At 70.2% G+C, this 15,636-nt stretch carries 16 protein-coding genes and 1 pseudogene; 6 read left to right on the top strand and 11 right to left on the bottom strand.

All coding sequences use genetic code 11. The features are described 5' to 3' along the window. Nucleotides 1-189, top strand: a pseudogene (locus GA0070558_RS28660) (IS1380 family transposase); the annotation flags it as partial. Nucleotides 190-386: 197 nt separating this feature from the next. Here GA0070558_RS28660 and GA0070558_RS28655 read toward each other — a convergent pair. Genes GA0070558_RS28655 through GA0070558_RS28645 form a run of 3 tightly spaced genes read right to left on the bottom strand, consistent with a single transcriptional unit; the run spans nucleotide 387 to nucleotide 3,256 of the window. After that, nucleotides 387-2,087: an ABC-three component system protein gene (locus GA0070558_RS28655; RefSeq protein ID WP_077937974.1), complete on the bottom strand. Its 1,701-nt coding sequence runs from the start codon at nucleotides 2,085-2,087 to the stop codon at nucleotides 387-389. Next, complete coding sequence (locus GA0070558_RS35070; protein ID WP_091285446.1) at nucleotides 2,077-2,328, bottom strand: ABC-three component system middle component 6; 252 nt, start codon at nucleotides 2,326-2,328, stop codon at nucleotides 2,077-2,079. Before GA0070558_RS35070 ends, GA0070558_RS28655 begins: the two co-directional genes overlap by 11 nt. Beyond that, nucleotides 2,312-3,256, bottom strand: coding sequence for an ABC-three component system protein (locus GA0070558_RS28645; RefSeq protein WP_091285443.1), 945 nt, complete (start codon nucleotides 3,254-3,256; stop codon nucleotides 2,312-2,314). The genes GA0070558_RS35070 and GA0070558_RS28645 overlap by 17 nt, the downstream gene beginning before the upstream one ends. Nucleotides 3,257-4,021: 765 nt before the next feature. Here GA0070558_RS28645 and GA0070558_RS28640 point away from each other — a divergent pair. The 4 genes from GA0070558_RS28640 (at nucleotide 4,022) to GA0070558_RS28630 (ending at nucleotide 6,974) form a co-directional block, all read left to right on the top strand. Then, nucleotides 4,022-5,188 carry a helix-turn-helix domain-containing protein gene (locus GA0070558_RS28640; RefSeq protein ID WP_500862224.1) on the top strand — a complete coding sequence of 389 codons (1,167 nt, stop codon included), beginning with the start codon at nucleotides 4,022-4,024 and terminating at the stop codon, nucleotides 5,186-5,188. Nucleotides 5,189-5,375: 187 nt separating this feature from the next. Continuing rightward, complete coding sequence (locus GA0070558_RS34680; protein ID WP_256092177.1) at nucleotides 5,376-5,543, top strand: hypothetical protein; 168 nt, start codon at nucleotides 5,376-5,378, stop codon at nucleotides 5,541-5,543. Further along, nucleotides 5,530-6,732: a helix-turn-helix domain-containing protein gene (locus tag GA0070558_RS28635; RefSeq protein ID WP_256092176.1), complete on the top strand. Its 1,203-nt coding sequence runs from the start codon at nucleotides 5,530-5,532 to the stop codon at nucleotides 6,730-6,732. The genes GA0070558_RS34680 and GA0070558_RS28635 overlap by 14 nt, the downstream gene beginning before the upstream one ends. Before the next feature lie 2 nt (nucleotides 6,733-6,734). Beyond that, the gene (locus GA0070558_RS28630) at nucleotides 6,735-6,974 is read left to right on the top strand and encodes a hypothetical protein (RefSeq protein WP_091285436.1); all 240 of its coding nucleotides are present in this window, start codon (nucleotides 6,735-6,737) and stop codon (nucleotides 6,972-6,974) included. A 365-nt stretch (nucleotides 6,975-7,339) separates the two neighbouring features. Here the strand turns inward: GA0070558_RS28630 and GA0070558_RS34910 are convergent, their stop codons facing one another. The 6 genes from GA0070558_RS34910 to GA0070558_RS28600 form a co-directional block, all read right to left on the bottom strand. After that, the gene (locus GA0070558_RS34910) at nucleotides 7,340-7,999 is read right to left on the bottom strand and encodes an HNH endonuclease family protein (RefSeq protein ID WP_077937969.1); all 660 of its coding nucleotides are present in this window, start codon (nucleotides 7,997-7,999) and stop codon (nucleotides 7,340-7,342) included. Nucleotides 8,000-8,124: 125 nt separating this feature from the next. Then, nucleotides 8,125-8,625 (bottom strand): GNAT family N-acetyltransferase, encoded by a 501-nt coding sequence (locus GA0070558_RS28620; RefSeq protein WP_077937968.1) that lies wholly within the window; start codon nucleotides 8,623-8,625, stop codon nucleotides 8,125-8,127. Between the two features lie 9 nt (nucleotides 8,626-8,634). Continuing rightward, on the bottom strand, nucleotides 8,635-9,135 hold the full coding sequence (locus GA0070558_RS28615) for a hypothetical protein (RefSeq protein WP_091285434.1): 501 nt from the start codon (nucleotides 9,133-9,135) through the stop codon (nucleotides 8,635-8,637). An 87-nt stretch (nucleotides 9,136-9,222) separates the two neighbouring features. Next, nucleotides 9,223-9,681 carry a lamin tail domain-containing protein gene (locus GA0070558_RS28610; protein ID WP_228986650.1) on the bottom strand — a complete coding sequence of 153 codons (459 nt, stop codon included), beginning with the start codon at nucleotides 9,679-9,681 and terminating at the stop codon, nucleotides 9,223-9,225. A 266-nt stretch (nucleotides 9,682-9,947) separates the two neighbouring features. Continuing rightward, nucleotides 9,948-10,580 carry a histone deacetylase gene (locus tag GA0070558_RS28605; protein WP_091285430.1) on the bottom strand — a complete coding sequence of 211 codons (633 nt, stop codon included), beginning with the start codon at nucleotides 10,578-10,580 and terminating at the stop codon, nucleotides 9,948-9,950. A gap of 4 nt (nucleotides 10,581-10,584) precedes the next feature. Further along, entirely contained in the window at nucleotides 10,585-11,364 is a 780-nt protein-coding gene (locus GA0070558_RS28600) for a phosphodiesterase (protein WP_091285426.1), read from the bottom strand. Between the two features lie 239 nt (nucleotides 11,365-11,603). On the opposite strand from GA0070558_RS28600, the gene GA0070558_RS28595 reads away from it, so the two are divergent. Beyond that, nucleotides 11,604-12,983: a GGDEF domain-containing protein gene (locus GA0070558_RS28595; RefSeq protein WP_077937975.1), complete on the top strand. Its 1,380-nt coding sequence runs from the start codon at nucleotides 11,604-11,606 to the stop codon at nucleotides 12,981-12,983. A gap of 93 nt (nucleotides 12,984-13,076) precedes the next feature. Here the strand turns inward: GA0070558_RS28595 and GA0070558_RS28590 are convergent, their stop codons facing one another. Together GA0070558_RS28590 and GA0070558_RS28585 are read right to left on the bottom strand one after the other, a co-directional pair. Further along, nucleotides 13,077-14,138 carry an aspartate-semialdehyde dehydrogenase gene (locus GA0070558_RS28590; RefSeq protein WP_091285422.1) on the bottom strand — a complete coding sequence of 354 codons (1,062 nt, stop codon included), beginning with the start codon at nucleotides 14,136-14,138 and terminating at the stop codon, nucleotides 13,077-13,079. Between the two features lie 4 nt (nucleotides 14,139-14,142). Then, complete coding sequence (locus tag GA0070558_RS28585) at nucleotides 14,143-15,408, bottom strand: aspartate kinase (RefSeq protein ID WP_091285419.1); 1,266 nt, start codon at nucleotides 15,406-15,408, stop codon at nucleotides 14,143-14,145. Between the last annotated feature and the right edge of the window lie 228 nt (nucleotides 15,409-15,636).

The raw sequence follows: 15,636 nt of genomic DNA, 5'->3' as shown, positions 1-15,636 counted from the left end.
CTCCTCGCCTTCGACGGCGACCTGGCCCGCTGCGAACCGAAACAGCTGCGCTACCGCGTGCTGCACACCGCCGCGCGCCTGGTCCACGGCCAACGCCGCCGACGGCTACGCATCCCCACGACCTGGCCCTGGGCCGACCAGATCACCACCGCGTTCACCCGGATCGCGGCCATCCCCGCCCCCGGCTGACCAGCACAGCCGCCATCCCACCGACCGGAGAAACCCAGGAGACCACGCCCACCGCCGCGACAGACGGCCCACCACCACGCCCCCAGACAGCATCCATCGGTGATAACCGATCAACTAACCAGGGGTCGGCACATCCGACGCCACCCATGAACGATCGAGGCTAGGGTGAGGAGGTTCCTACGGCAGCGGCAGGTTCATCAGTTGAAGCGGATGCCAAAGAGCCCGCCTTCCTCGTATTCATCCGTCATTTCTGCGCACTGATGGAAGCGCAGTTTGGGATCCTCGCGCTGAGCCTTTTCGAGGTCGTCTGAATTCATTGTGGCTATATACTGCATGCCTTCTCGCTCCGTAACGTCAGAAGCTAGATTCAGTGCCCCTGCTACTTGCCTGGCTTCCACGCCATCGTACAGATGGCTGTCGTGGACAAGGAAATTTGGTCCTCGCCCGGCCCGGTGGGCAATAACCGCCATGGTCAAATCAAAGCAGAAAAGGGCCATGCTCCGGACGCCTTCACTCGCGTCCCCGCCGATTGTCGGGAAGAATCGGTAACCAGTCCGAGATGCTTCTATTGTTAACGAAGCCGGACGACGGCTGCCGTATAACACGTAGGCGAATGACGCATACATCTCGGCGATCTCATCTACCTGCAGCCGCCGCTCCTGGAGATCCGTGCTGACCAGCAGCTCAAGCTCAGCCGAACGGAGCTGTAGATGCCGATTAGCGTTTTCCCACCGATCAACGGTCAGGCGACGTTCGGTCAACTCCGCCAGCCTCCCGCCAACCTCGCCGAGTTGCCGCTGTAGCTCGTTGTACGTCTCGAGTGCCCCGCCAGCCTCCAGTAGACGCATCAGCTGAGATCGTTCCGCGTCTAGTTCGGACAGCGCTTGTTGATCATCGCTGATTAGCTGTACTAGGCGGCCGTGCTCAGACTCAAGATAGCGACGTCGATTGTTCACGACCGATCTATGGAAGGCTTCCACCTCTTCGAAGCGACGCACGACCATGTCCGGCAAGACGACACCCACTTGGTCGTACACGTCTCGCAGGTAGTCGTGGTCCGGCTGCGTTTCATCTTCTCGGTCTATGGCCGCTTCTAGATCGCCGAGCCGACGCTCGGTAAGCACCAACCGGTCGTTAAGCTTGCGGATCTTTCGGCTCAACTCATCGGCATCCGCCCGATGCTCCGAATAGCGGTCAACCACCCGGAACGAAGATAGCTGGGCCGAGAGCTGTTCTTCCTGAATGCGCAGGGTTCGAATCTCTGCATCTAGATCTTGAGCTCTTCCGAGCGTCATCCCTAAGATCGGGTCTTGCGCCGCTTTCTTTAGTTCTCGCAGGCTCTTGTCGGCGTCGGCAATCTCACGAACCTTGGCCACAAGCCCCGTGTCCAAGCCAAAGAGATATGCAAGAGGCGGTTGTGTTTCGAGTACGCTTTGCTTCCTATGCGTCTCGGTGGGATTTAGAAACGCCCCGTTCGACACGCTTCTGAGATAGAAAGCCACGAGTGCGCGGTAGGACGGCTCCTCTGGGGAGCCAGTCAATCCAAATAGTTCGGTCCCGAGCTGCTGCCGCCAAGCTTGTAGCCGCACCGACAGGCCGTTGATCTGGAGGTAGCCTGGATTGATGCCACTGCGGGTGACGTTCGTGGGGCCAGCCGTCAGGTCAAGGACGAGCTTAAAGGTGGCATCAGCAAGTTCTGGTCGTCGGAGGATGTGGTTTGGCGGAGCGGATTGGCCGAGCAAAAAGTCTAGTGTGCTGACAAAGCTCGTCTTACCTACGGCATTCCGAGTGTCTTGAGCGCGGGCCAGCTGGGTCCTGTGCGCCAGGACGACGTTTACACCCGGCTCGAACCGGGCGACCTTAAACCGTGGTAGGTCAGAGTCGAGGCTACGCAGCACGGCGGGTCCTCGTTAGCTCGCCATTATGCAACTCGACGGCACCGATTGCGAAAAGAGTGTCGAGCGATAAAGCGAACCACCAGAAGGGCAGCGAAGAGCGTATATTGCGCTGTTCGCGCCACTCCAACAACCGGGTCCAGACAGCACTAACAGTCCCGGGCCTATCGAGTTGTAGTAGCACTTGAGCGCCGACAGATATGAGGGCCTGATCTGCTGCTATCGCCTTAGACGGTAGGAGCATAGCCAACCCCCTCAGGCGACTCGAAAATCTCGCAGATCTCGAAGAAGTGCGTTACAACCATCATGGCGGCGCTTCGCTGTTGCTCAGCGTCGCCGTATCCTTCACTGTTTGCGAACGCCTCCTGGACCAGGCTATCACACAATGCATGGAATACCGCATCCGAGTTTCCCAAAAGCGCCCGGTATTTGTCAAATCGCACTCGCAGCATCTGCGACGCCTGTGACTGTTCGCCCGGAGTAGCCTGGCTGAAATAGTAGCGCACATGACTAGTCTGGGTCTGGAATTTCTTAATCAGCTCGGCAACTTCCTCACCGAACTCGTTGTGCTCTATTTTGCCGTAGGGGACCTCCGGCACTTCCTCTAGGTCGACAGGAAGCCTTGTGCGGGCCAGTGTTTCAACGCAGCGTGCGATATAACTCATCCCGGCAGGGTGATCCGACGGTGGCGCCCCAAGAATAGAAGCGAGCTTGCTTCGCGACAGGTCGCTACAGCAGTAATCCCAGAGAACCTGAGGCGGCCACGCCTCTATTTGCACCTCCGTCTTCCCCTTCACCTCGCGGCGAAGTTCCACGATCCCCATAACGGCCATGGTCGGAAGCCCGACTGCGTCGTTATGCACGAAAGCCCATCGTTCCATGTCGGAGCCCCAATGAGTGAGGGCTGTCGTGAAGTCGTCCTTGATCTTCTTTGTAACGTATGCTTGATTGGGGTTACTAGCTCCGTAGCATGCTAGCATTAAGCCGTCGATCCAACCGTCGCAGCCTTTGTCTCCTCGCCCAGATGGGTTGACTTGCAAAAATTGCCCCCCATGCTTGGCGTACATCAGGTCTGTGACGAAACTCTGCCAGTCGAATCCAGTCTTGCGCACACAAAGAGCCATAAAGTGACTCTGAAACCACGCCCGATCCTGGTCGTTCAGTAGAGTCACAGGCACCTCGCAGTGGATCGCCTTTTCCGACCTGGTACGCCTTGCTTAAGCTTAGCTGCCCATAAGGGACTGATCTAGCTCCCGGGCGGCAACACGCCTGTTGGGCAGGCCCTGAACACCACTCTGGACCACCTGAAGATCTTGCGGAACGCAGGGTCGCCTTTCCGACTCGACGGTTGCATCTGCCGGGTAGCACCACCCCGCCGGCCACCGTGACGGCCGAGCCGATCCGCGACCAGTGCACGATTGAGACCGGCTGCTTGCACTGCAACACACGGAGGGTGCCGCGGCAGCACGGCGGTAAAAGATGACAGCACGAGCCTCTAGGCATCCGGTCGCGGCGAGGCAGCGAGGAGGCAGCAAACGCCTCGATTGAGGGCGACAACGTAGGTCACGGCATGGCGAGCCCCACGTGCACAGCGGCAAAGCGTGACACCGGCTGGCGACGGTCGACCAGGAGTGTCCGGCTCCCCCCGACAGGGGTCGGTGTGGGGCCCTCGTCGGCTGGGCGGCGGCCGAGCAGTGCGCCCAGGAGGCGTTGCCTGGGGCGCGTGGTGAGGGTCCGGCGGGGTGCGAGCGCCACTCACTCAGGTCGGCGTCGGGGCACACAGGACTCACAAGACGCCATGAATCGTCGTCAAGCGGTGACCGGCCGGGTCCGCGAGCGGCGGTCGCTAGGTTCAATCAGTCCTCGATGTACCGTCAGTAGTGGTTGTCCGCTGACTGAAGCTGAGCGGGTTCCTCCTTCCTGCTGGGAGCGCCGTTGTGCCGCACGTCGATCCGCGTTTCGGGGCTCGCTTGCGGGCTCTGCGTGCCGACCGGGGTCTGTCGCTGCGGGCGCTCGGCCAGCTCGCGCACCGGGGCAAGAGCCACCTCCATGACCTGGAGACGGGTGCCAAGGCTCCGACGCCCGAGACGGCCCGGCACCTCGATGAGGTCCTTCAGGCTGGCGGCGCGCTCGCGCGGCTCGTCGGTCAGCCTGTCGACCATGATGCCGAGGCCGACGAGTTGCTTGCCCGGGTGCGGGCCAGTGATGTGAGCGCCGAGACGCTCGCCCGCATCGAGGCCAGCGTCGACGACCTGGCGAGCGCGTACGCGACGACCCCGCCGGCAGACCTGCTGCCGATGGTGCGCCGGCACCTGGCGTACGTGGGCCGGCTGCTGGATGGCCGGGGAACCCTGGTGCAGCGGCGGCGGCTGGTCGTTGCCGGTGGGTGGTTGACCGTGCTGCGTGCGACGGTGCACATCGACCTTCGGCAGCGTTCCGCAGCCGGCGCGCACCTGGTCGCTGGCGCGGCGCTCGCCGAACATGCCGAGCATGCGGAGATCCAGGCGTGGTGTCTGGAGACCCGGGCGTGGGACCGGCTCACCCAGGGTGAGCATCGGCAGGCGATCGACCTGTCCCAGCAGGCCCAACAGGTGGCACCTCGGGGCAGCTCGGCGCACATCCAGGCGACAGCACAGGAGGCGCGGGGATGGGCGCGCGTGGGTGACGTGCGGCGGACCCGTGACGCGCTGGACCGCCTGGAACGGTTGACCGCGAACCTGCCCGTGCCGGAGCGGGCCGAGCATCACTACCGGTACGACCCGACGAAGGCGTTGGCGTACACGGCGACGACGCTGTCGTGGGCGGGTGACCCGGCTGCCGAGCAGGTGGCCCGGGTGGCGTTGGCGGAGTTGGATCCGCGCGGCGACGGAGGCGACCGGCCACGGCGGTCCGCGTCTGCCCGCCTCGACCTGGCCCTGGCTTTGGTCGCTGCCGACCAGCCCGACGAGGCAAGCGCGGTCGCCGCCGAGGCGATCCGTTCCGGGCGGGTGGCACCGTCGAACTGGTGGCGGGCCCGTGAGGTGCTACGAAGGGTCGAGCAGACCGACACGGCAGAGGCGTCGGCGCTGCGCGAGGTGTACGAGGCGTACCGGCCCGCCGGCTGACAGAGGACAGCCGACCCGTCCAGCGGACAGCCGACACCTTTGAGTAACCAGCCGATCGCTCAATGCTGTGAGCGAGGGCGGGATCGACGCGAACACACCAGAGCGCCGTGACCCGCTTGGAGCCGGGCGCGGCGGTGTCGGTCCTTCCACGAGCACGCCGTCGCGCCCCTACCAGCGGAGGTGGGGAATGGGCGACACCGGTCCGGTCGAGGGCGGCAGGGGCGAGCAGATCCAGCAGGCGGAACGGGAGGCCGCCCGACAACGGATCCTGGCGCAGGCCGAGGCCGAGCGGATACCGGCCGAGGAGACCACCCGGGCGGTGCCCGACCGGCGGTGGCGTCGTGAACGGCCTTGAGCTGTTGCCGGTGGGCCGGCGGGTGGCGTACTGGCGGGGGCGGCGGCAGTTGTCGCAGCAGGTGTTCGCCGATCGGCTCGGCAAGTCCAAGAGCTGGGTGGACAAGGTCGAGCGGGGCGTCCGGTCCCTCGACAGGGTGTCGACCCTGCACGACATCGCCGCCGTGCTGCGGATCGACGCGGCGGTGCTGCTGGGCCGGGACACCCAGCCCGCCGACGTGACCGGGCGGGTCGAGGGCGTCGAACAGGTCCGGGAGGCCCTGTCGACGTACGACATCGCGGTGGGTCACTCGGTGACCGACCGTGCCGTGGTGCCGGCGGATCAACTCGCGCGGGATGCCGCCCACACGTGGGTCAGCTTCCAGTACGCCCGGTACGCGCGGGTGACCGCGATGGTCCCAGAGCTGTTGGCCGGCGCGCAGCGCGCGCACGCCGACGACCCTGAGCAGGCGCGGGCAACACTGGTGGAGGCGTACCGGGTGACCGCGTCGCTGTTGACGAAGCTGGGTGAGGCCGAGCTTGCCTGGTTGGCCGCCGACCGGGCCATGCTCACCGCCACCGGCGATCCCATCCTGGTGGCCGCCGCCACCGTGCAACTCGGCCAGGCGCTCCGCGCCTACGGGCGGACACAGGCAGCCGTGTCGACGGCCCGGGCCGCCGCGTACCGGATCGCCCCGCCCGACCCCGACGACGCGCAACCGCCGGAGCTGTCGCTGTACGGGACGCTGCTCGTCCAGGCGGCCCTGGCCGCCGCCCGCCACGGCGACGACCGCACCGCCGCCGACCTGATCGACGAGGCTGCCGCCATGGCCGCTCGGGTCGGCGACGGTCAGGACCACCACCGGACGGGGTTCGGGCCGGCAGCGGTCGACCTGTCCCGGGTCGCCGCCGCCCTCGACCTCGGCAACGCCCACGAAGCGGTCGTCTGGCACCGGAGAGCCACCAAGCGGGATGGATGGCGGTGGCTGCCTGCCGAACACCGCGCCGCGCACCTGCTCGACGCCGCCCGCGCCTACCTCTACACCGACGACCCCACCAACGCGGCGCGGGTCTTGGCCGAGGCCGACCGGACGGCACCGGCCGAGGTGCGCCACCGCCCCGCCGCCCGCAGCATCGTCGCCCAGGTCGCCAGACACCCACACGCCCCGGCCACCATCATCCAACTCGCCGTCGTCCTCAGGGTGACCTGACCATGACCGCGCCGTTCCTCTCCCTGGCCCAGATCCGCAACCGGCTGGCCCTCACCGCCCGCCAGGTCCTCCGCGACCACCAACCCGGTGCCGACGGGCGTTGCCCGATCTGCCGGACGTCGGGATGCACCGTGGCCGCCGCCGCCCGCAACGTCATCGACACCGCCGAGGAAGTACAGCAGCGGAGTACAGCAACCCCGCCAGCCACACCGGACCGGGACGACCCGCAGCACACCGGATGACCTCGGACGACACCCGATCCGACCAGCGTGCCGCGAGCTCGGGACGAAGAGGTCGTCGGCTCGAATCCGGCCACCCTGACCAGAGGTGAGAACAGGTCAAGGCCCCTCCGCGGAGGGGCCTTGACTCGTTCCTGCCGATCGACGTCGGCCGGTAGGCAGCGGCAAGGCAGCGGACGACGAAGGAGCTGTACGAGGCTGCGTACGACGCCGGCGAGTTGGACGTGGGCAGCCACGGCGAGGCGGACATGAGCCAGGCCGAGGCTCGGATCGACGCGGCCCAGCAAAGGTGGTGACGGCGTGCCGGGAGTTGTTGGGCGAGGAGCCCTGGTCACTGCCACCGGCCGGGTGAGGCTGCCGTACGACGGTCAGTACGCGTACGTGACCGAGATGGTGACGTTGGGGCAGGAGTTCGCCCAGCTCGTGAGCGCGTCCTTCTCGGCCGTGTCGACGGTGAGCCGCCAGCGGGTCTTGGTGGCCACCCACTCGTTGACGTAGCGGCAGCGGGCGGAGCTGTACGACGGCATCCAGGTGGCCGGGTCCTGGTCGCCCTTGGACTGGTTGACGTTGTCGGTCACCGCGACCAGCGGGCGGGAGTCGTCCAGGTCGTTGGCGTACGCCTGGCGGCGGCTGGTGGACCAGTTGCGGGCGCCGGAGTCCCATGCCTCGGCGAGCGGCACCATGTGGTCGATGTCGACGTCGCCGGTGGCCGTCCAGTAGGCGTTGTCGTAGTAGGAGTACCAGCGCCCGCCGGAGAGCGTGCAGGTGCCGCTGATCGTGGGCGCGGTCACCGCCTCGGCGAGCAGCACCTCGTTGCGGGTGTTGCAGCCGTCGCCGTCGGCGTCGATCCAGTGCGGGAAGAGGTCCCGGCTGTAGCCGGTGCGGATCTCGGTGGCCACCGGCAGGGCCGCGACGGCGGTCTGCAGGGGCGCGGAGTAGCTGGCGGCCCAGGCGGGGTCGGCCAGGCCAACGGTGGCGGCGAGGGCGGCGGCGAGGGTGATCGCGGCGGCGCGCGGCGTGCGGTTCATGGTGCTCCGTCCGGGTAGGCGGGATGCATCGTCCCCCATGTATATAGACAGAGGCGACATTCCCACAACCAGGACCCGCAGGTGAACGCTTCGCGAACCCTCGCCCGAGGCGGCTCCACCGCGCCTCAGGCACGCAGGTCGAGCACCCAGTGCCGGGTCCGGAAGATCCGGCCCCGGAACGGCGTCTCCCGCCCTCCGAGCAGGGCGAACCCGAGCGACCGGCAGAGGCCGTTCGAGGCTGCGTTGTCGACCCCCGGGAAGGCGTGCACCGGTGACCAGCCGCCCACCCGGCGCGCTTCGTCGAGCAGCATCCGGACCGCCCGCCCGGCCACGCCCCGCCCCTGGTGCTCGGGCAACACCATCCAGCCGATCTCGGCGGCGGGCGCACCGTCGATCTCGTGCCGGTGGAGGGTCACCGTGCCGGCCACGACCGCCGGGTCGGCCGGATCGGGCACGATCATCTTGATCAGGCCGGCGCCGCGCGCCACCAGGTCCAGGTCGTGCCGGAGCTGACCGGCCACGGACTCCTCCGGCACCGGCCCGCCGAGGTCAGCCATCATCACCGGGTCGCAGCGCATCCGGCGGTACGCCTCGACATCGCCGGCGTCGACGTCCCGGAGCAGCACGCGTACGCCTCAGTCGTTCAGCTCGGTGCGCCGGATCTCGGCGAACGCGGCGGTCAGCAGGCCGTCGAGCGGCCGGTCCGGCGCAGCCGGAGGCCCTTCCGAAGCGCTCGCGGCCAGCAGGTCGGCGAGGAGCAGCGGCGCGTGCCGGGCCAGCGCGGCCGGGTCGGGCGGGGTGGGGTCGTCGCCCGGGTCGTACACGCCGAGCGCGCCGGCCAGCAGCACCAGCACCACGTGCGGGTCGACGTCCGGCCGCCAGGTCGCCGCGCTTCGGACGCACGATTCCAGCACCTGCCGGACGTCGTCGCCGTCCAGCCCGTCGGGGTGGGTCTCCTCCAGCAGCAGGCGGACCACCGCGCCGAGGACCAGCCCGGACCGGTCCGCCCCGGCGAGCCGGTCGACCGCCTCGTCGTACGCCTCGGTGTCCCGGACCCGGGCGGCGGCCACGGCGTCGGTGGCCGCCCGGGCGATCTCGCGGGCCGGCGCGGGCAGGTGTCGCCAGGTCGTCGTCATCGCTCCCAGGATGGCAGACCCACCAAGCGGGCCGGACGCTGGCGGCCGGCTCCCCCCTCATGAGAGCCGGCCGACCAACAGACAGCGTCAGCAGTTGGTGTAGCTGCCGCTGCTCCCCCACGAGCAGGAGTCGATGGTCTTGCCCGCCGTGTCGCGCACGTACGCGGTGTCGCCGGTGTTGTTCCAGATGTACGCGCCCGACCCCCAGTACCGGTGGGTCGAGGTGTTGGTGCCCTTGCCGGTGTGGATGGTGACGCTGGCCCCGGCGGCGAGCTTGAAGTCGCTGGTGAACTTGTAGATGTGGCTCGACTTGTCGCGCAGCGTCCACGACTTGAGGTTGACGGTCGTGGTCTTGCGGTTGGTCAGCTTCACGTACTCGGCGTTCAGGCTGCTGTTCGACCGGTCGTCGGTGCCCGGCGAGTTGTAGTAGGCCTTGGTGATCTGGATCGCCGGGGTGGCGGCCTGCGCGGGCGCGGCCAGGGTGAGCGAGCCACCGACGGTGACGGCGAGAGCGACGGCGATGCCGGTCAGCCTCTTCTTCAACACGATCCCCCACATGCTGACGGCCGGCCCTCGACGGGTGCCGGCGCGGAACGTGAGCAGAGGCTATCGGCGTCGGACGGCCACTCTGGACGGTTTGCCGCCCGCGCCGGCAACTACGCCCGCAGGGCCCACCGATCGCGGCCGAACGGTGCCGAGGGACCGCGCGAACGGCGACGCAGCGTGACGCGAACGGCGGGAGAGCACGGGGCGAACGGCGACACAGCGTGACGCGAACGGCAGTACCGGGGCACGTCCCGGGCGGGCGAGCCTCACCCGGCGAGTGTGGCCGCCACCAACGAGTCGACGGCCCGAGGGTCCCAGCGGTCGGCGACGCCGGGGCGGCCCGCCAGGTAGCCGGCGATGCGCGTCGGCGCCCAGCCGTGCGCCTCGCGCAGGCCGGCGGCGAGCATCGCGAGGTATCCGGGGGCGGGCGCGGTCCACTCGACGTCCGCCGCCCGCCATGGTGCGGTGAAGGTCAGCATGGGCACGCCGCCGCGGAGCCCGGTGCACAGCAGCGTCTCGTAGCGCCCCGGGCCGAGGGTGGCCCGGCCGTGGGTGACCGCGACCCCGATCAGGTCGAGGTCGGCACCGGGCTCCCGGTACATCTCCTGCGCGGCGACGTCGGCGAACTGCTCGCGGGTGAGCAGCCAGGCCCGCGCCGCCGCCGTGCCGGGCAGCGCCGGATCGTAGAAGGCCATCCCGCCGGTCCAGGCCCGGGACTCCCCGGCGAAGTAGATGCCGCCGGGCACCAGCACCGCCGCCGACCGGCGGGGCGGCCGGCAGTCCCGACATCCGGGGTACGTCCGCAGCCCGCCCGGCGGCCGGCCCCCGCCCAGATACCAGCCGAGCCGGTCGGCGTGCATGTTCGAGCCATAGGCGACGTACCAGAGAAGTTCGTCCATCCGGTCAGTACGCGCCGGTGCGAGCCGCCGCGTGGCTCACCTGCACGGTGTGGGTGACGCAGCCACCGTCGGCGACGAGGTGCAGCAGGAAGGCGGTGGGTTCGAGGGCGTACCCCATCTCGTCGCCCTCGTCGAGGGTGAGCGACGACTGCCGCCAGGTGCTCGGCGCGGCGGTCAGCACCGTGCCGGCGAAGCCGACCGTGACGGGGCGGTGCACGTGCCCGGCGACGACCCGGACGACGTGCGGGTGGGCGGCCACCACCGTGGCGAGGTCGTCGCCGTCGCGCAGGCGCATGCCGTCGAGGTAGGGCAGGCCCACCGGGACGGGCGGGTGGTGCAGGCAGACGACGGCGGGCAGCCCGGGCCGGCGGGCGAGCGTCTCGTCGAGCCAGGCGAGCTGCTCGGGGCCGAGCCGGCCGGCCGGCTCGCCGGAGCTGACGGAGTCGAGCACGACGATGGTCGCGTCGGGCTGCTCGACGGCGTAGTGGGGGAGGTAGCCGCCGCCGAGGTGCGGGGTGCCGCCGAAGATGTCGAGCAGCGACTCGCGGTCGTCGTGGTTGCCGGCGACGAGGTGCACCGGCACCGGAAACCGGGCGATCAGGTCGTGCAGCGCGACATACTCCTCGGGGCTGCCGTGCTCGGTGAGGTCGCCGGTGATGACGACGTGGTCGGGTCGGGGGCGCAGGCCGAGCACCCGGCCGAGCGCCCGGTGCAGCGCGGCGGCGGGCTCGGCGGCGAGCGGACCGGTGGTGAGGTGGGTGTCGCTGAGCTGGGCGATGAGCATCGCGGGCCTCCAGGTCGACCGGTGCCTTCAGGCTATCGCCGCCGCACGCCGCCCACGGCCCCGTCCACAGGCCGCGTCCACAGCCTGTGGATAGCACATGTGTACGAAGCGAATGATCTTGGTGGCAGCCTGCTGAGCTGCGGTGAGTACGCTTGGTCGGGCCGCTTCCCTCCCCTGTCAGGAACCACGTGCGCGTAGATCACCACCGGGTCGTCCGGGACGTCACGGTCCGCCTGCCGATGGCGTCGACCGCCGTCGAGGCGTGCCAGTGGACCGTCACCGCGCTGGCCCGGTACGCGCCGGCCACGATCTCCGTGCTGCTCCAGGTGCGCGACCGGCTGCGCTGCGTCGCCGCCACCGGCGCGTGGCAGGTCTTCGCCACCGTCCCGCCGAAGGCCGGCGTCGTCGGCCGGGTGTACGCCTCCGGCGAGCCCGCCACCGTCGCGGACGTGGCCGCCGACCCCGACTACCTCCCGGTGCGCCCCGACGTGACCGCCGAGGTCTGCGTGCCGGTCCTCGACCCGGCGGGCCGGCCGATCGGGGTGCTCGACCTCCAGTGGTCCGACCCGGTCGAGCTGGACGCGTGGCGGGAGACCGCCGAACGCGTCGCCGCCCGGCTCGGCGCGCGGATCACCGCGCTGGGCGGCCCGCCCGCCGAGACCCGCAGCGAGAAGCTGCTGCGGCACGCCGCCGCGCTGACCGCGGCCCCCACCGAGTGGGACCTGATGACGACCGCCATCTGCGCGGCCCGGGAGGTCTCCACCCTCTCCGCGGCCGTGCTGCTGCTGTCCGGCGGCGGGAGGGGCCCCCGGCTGGGCGCGCCCACCGGCGCACCGGGCGAGCTGGAGTCCCGCATCCGGGCCGAGCTGACCGAGGCGGGCGCGCCCGCCCTGCACCGGATGGTGACCCGCGCCCACCGGCACGGCGCCGGCTACACCCTCGGCGAGGCGGGGCACCCGCCCACGGAGGAATACCGGCCGCTCGCCGACGCCGGGGTGCGCACCCTGGTGGCGGTGCCCGTCGGGCCGCCCGACGGCGGCGGGGTGCTGCTGGTCGCCGACGAGCGGCTGCTGCGGCCCGACCCGACCACGGTCAACCTGATGGAGCTGCTCGCCGGGCAGGCGTGGACCTGCCTCGACCGGCTGCGTACGCTGGCGCGGCTGCGCGAGCAGGCCAGCTCCGACCCGCTGACCGGGCTGCGGCACACCGGGCCGTTCGGGCAGCGGATCGCGCGGGCCACCCCGGGGCGTACGGCGCTGCTGGCCATCGACGTGGACGGCTTCAAGGCGGTCAACGACACGTACGGCCACCAGGCCGGGGACCGGCTGCTGGTGGGGCTGGCCCGGGCCCTGGAGGCGGCGCTGCGCCAGGGCGACGAGCTGTACCGGATCGGCGGGGACGAGTTCGTCGCCGTGATCGAGGTGAACCGCCCCGAGGAGGCGGTGCGCATCGCCGAGCGGCTGGCCGAGGCGGCACGGGGCACCGGCCGCACGATCAGCGTCGGCGTCGCCCTGCCCCGGCCGGGCGAGTCGCCCGAGCAGACCCTGCGCCGCGCCGACCAGGCCCTCTACGCGGTCAAGCGTCAGGGGCGCGACGGCGTCCGCCTGGCCGCCGCCTGAGCGGACGTCGTCGCGCCTGAGCGCCCGGCCGCCGCTGGGCGGGCCCACCGCGCCTGAGCACCTCGCCGGCCGACCCCGCCGGCGCGCGGGGCGTCAGCGGGCGGTGAGCTCCTTGGCCAGCAGCTCGCCGATCTGGGCGGTGTTGAGGGCCGCGCCCTTGCGCAGGTTGTCGCCGGTGACGAAGAGGTCGAGGGCGCGCGGGTCGTCGACGGCGCGGCGGATGCGGCCGACCCAAGACGGGTCGGTGCCCACGGCGTCGATCGGCATCGGGAACTCGCCCGCGGCCGGATCGTCGACCAGGATCACGCCGGGGGCGTTGCGCAGGGCCTCCCGGGCGCCCTCCGCGTCGACCTCGGTGGCGAAGACGGCGTGCACGGCCACGGAGTGGCCGGTCACCACCGGCACCCGTACGCAGGTCGCGGAGACCTTCAGGTCGGGCAGGCCGAGGATCTTGCGCGACTCGTTGCGCATCTTCAGCTCCTCGGACGACCACCCGCCGTCGGCGAGCGAGCCGGCCCAGGGCACCACGTTGAGCGCCAGCGGGGCGGGGAACGGCCCCAGCTCGTCGCCGACCGCCTGCCGCACGTCGCCGGGGCGGGAGCCGAGCACCCGGTCCCCGGCGATCTTGCCGAGCTGGAGGTGCAGCGCGTCCACGCCCGCCTGCCCCGCCCCGGAGACCGCCTGGTATGACGCCAGGACCAGCTCGCGCAGCCCGTACTCGCGGTGCAGCGGGGCGATCGCCACGATCATCGCGAGGGTGGTGCAGTTGGCGTTGGCGACGATGCCCCTCGGCCGGTTGCGCACCTGCTCGGGGTTGATCTCGGGGACGACCAGCGGGACGTCGCGGTCCATCCGGAACGCGCCCGAGTTGTCGACCGCCACCGCGCCCCGGGACACCGCGACCGGGGCCCACTCGGCGGCGACGTCGTCGGGCACGTCGAACATGGCCACGTCGACGCCGTCGAACGCCTCCGGGGTGAGCGCCCCGACGGTCAGCTCCTCGCCCCGGCAGCGCACCCGCCGCCCGACCGACCGCTCGGAGGCGATCAGCCGGATCTCGCCCCACACGTCGCGCCGCGACGACAGCAGCTCGCACATGACGGTGCCGACGGCACCGGTCGCCCCGACCACGGCGAGGGTGGGCCGCGCCGGCACGGCGTTACCGCCCGGTCCCCGCGTAGACGATGGCCTCGGTGTCGCCGCCCAGCTCGAAGGCGTCGTGGATGGCCCGGACGGCCCTGTCGAGGTCGGTGTCCCGGCAGACCACGGAGACCCGGATCTCGGAGGTGGAGATCATCTCGATGTTGACGCCGGCAGCGCCGAGGGCGGCGAAGAAGCCGGCCGCGACGCCCGGGTGGGACCGCATCCCCGCGCCGATGAGCGAGACCTTGCCGACGTGGTCGTCGTAGAGCAGGCCCTTGAACTTGACCGGCTCCTGGATCTTGCTGAGCGCGGCCATGGCGGTCGGGCCGTCGGTCTTGGGCAGGGTGAACGAGATGTCCGTGCGGCCGGTGCCCTCGGTGGAGACGTTCTGCACGATCATGTCGATGTTGATCTCGGCGCTGGCGACGGTGTCGAAGATCCGCGCGGCGGCGCCCGGCTCGTCCGGCACCCCGACGATCGTGATCTTCGCCTCGCTGCGGTCGTGGGCGACGCCGGTGATCAGTGCCTGTTCCACAGCAAGGTCCTCCATCGATCCGGTGACCATCGTGCCGGTGTTGGTCGAGTATGACGAGCGGACGTGGATCGGCAGCCCCGCGCGGCGCGCGTACTCGACGCTGCGCAGGTGCAGCACCTTCGCGCCGCAGGCGGCCAGCTCCAGCATCTCCTCGTAGGTGACGTGGCGGATGTGCCGGGCGTTCGGCACGATCCGGGGGTCGGCGGTGAAGATGCCGTCGACGTCGGTGTAGATCTCACAGACGTCGGCGTGCAGCGCGGCGGCGAGCGCCACGGCCGTGGTGTCCGAGCCGCCCCGGCCCAGCGTGGTGACGTCCTTCGTGTCCTGCGAGACGCCCTGGAAGCCGGCGACGATGACCACCGCGCCCTCGTCGAGCGCGCCCTTGAGCCGCCCCGGGGTGACGTCGATGATCCGCGCCTTGCCGTGCACCGAGGTGGTGATCACGCCGGCCTGCGAGCCGGTGAACGAGCGGGCTTCGTACCCCAGGTTGTGGATGGCCATGGCGAGCAGCGCCATGGAGATCCGCTCCCCGGCGGTGAGCAGCATGTCCAGCTCGCGGCCCGGCGGCAGCGGACTCACCTGGTTGGCCAGGTCGAGCAGCTCGTCGGTGGTGTCGCCCATGGCGGAGACCACCACGACCACGTCGTCGCCGGCCTTGCGGGCGGCGACGATGCGCTCGGCCACCCGCTTGATCCGCTCGGCGTTGGCGACGGAGGATCCGCCGTACTTCTGCACCACGAGTGCCACGACGGTGCACTCCCTCCCCGCGTCCTTCGACGTGTCGCACCGCCGGCAACCAGCCGGTGGCACCTTGTCAGACCCCATCAGGGTATCCGGCGGCCCGGAAGGCCGGGTCAGGTGATCCCACCATCCGGCCCGCCCGGCCGGCCGGGCCGCGCCCTCACCAGCCCGCCGCGGGGTACGCGACACGCCCGCGCAACGGCGTCGGCGGGGTCCCGGGCGCGGCCCGCGCAC

Source organism: Micromonospora haikouensis (assembly GCF_900091595.1).
In the GTDB taxonomy this organism is placed as follows: domain Bacteria; phylum Actinomycetota; class Actinomycetes; order Mycobacteriales; family Micromonosporaceae; genus Micromonospora; species Micromonospora haikouensis.
This window is presented reverse-complemented; position numbering and strand designations above follow the sequence as displayed.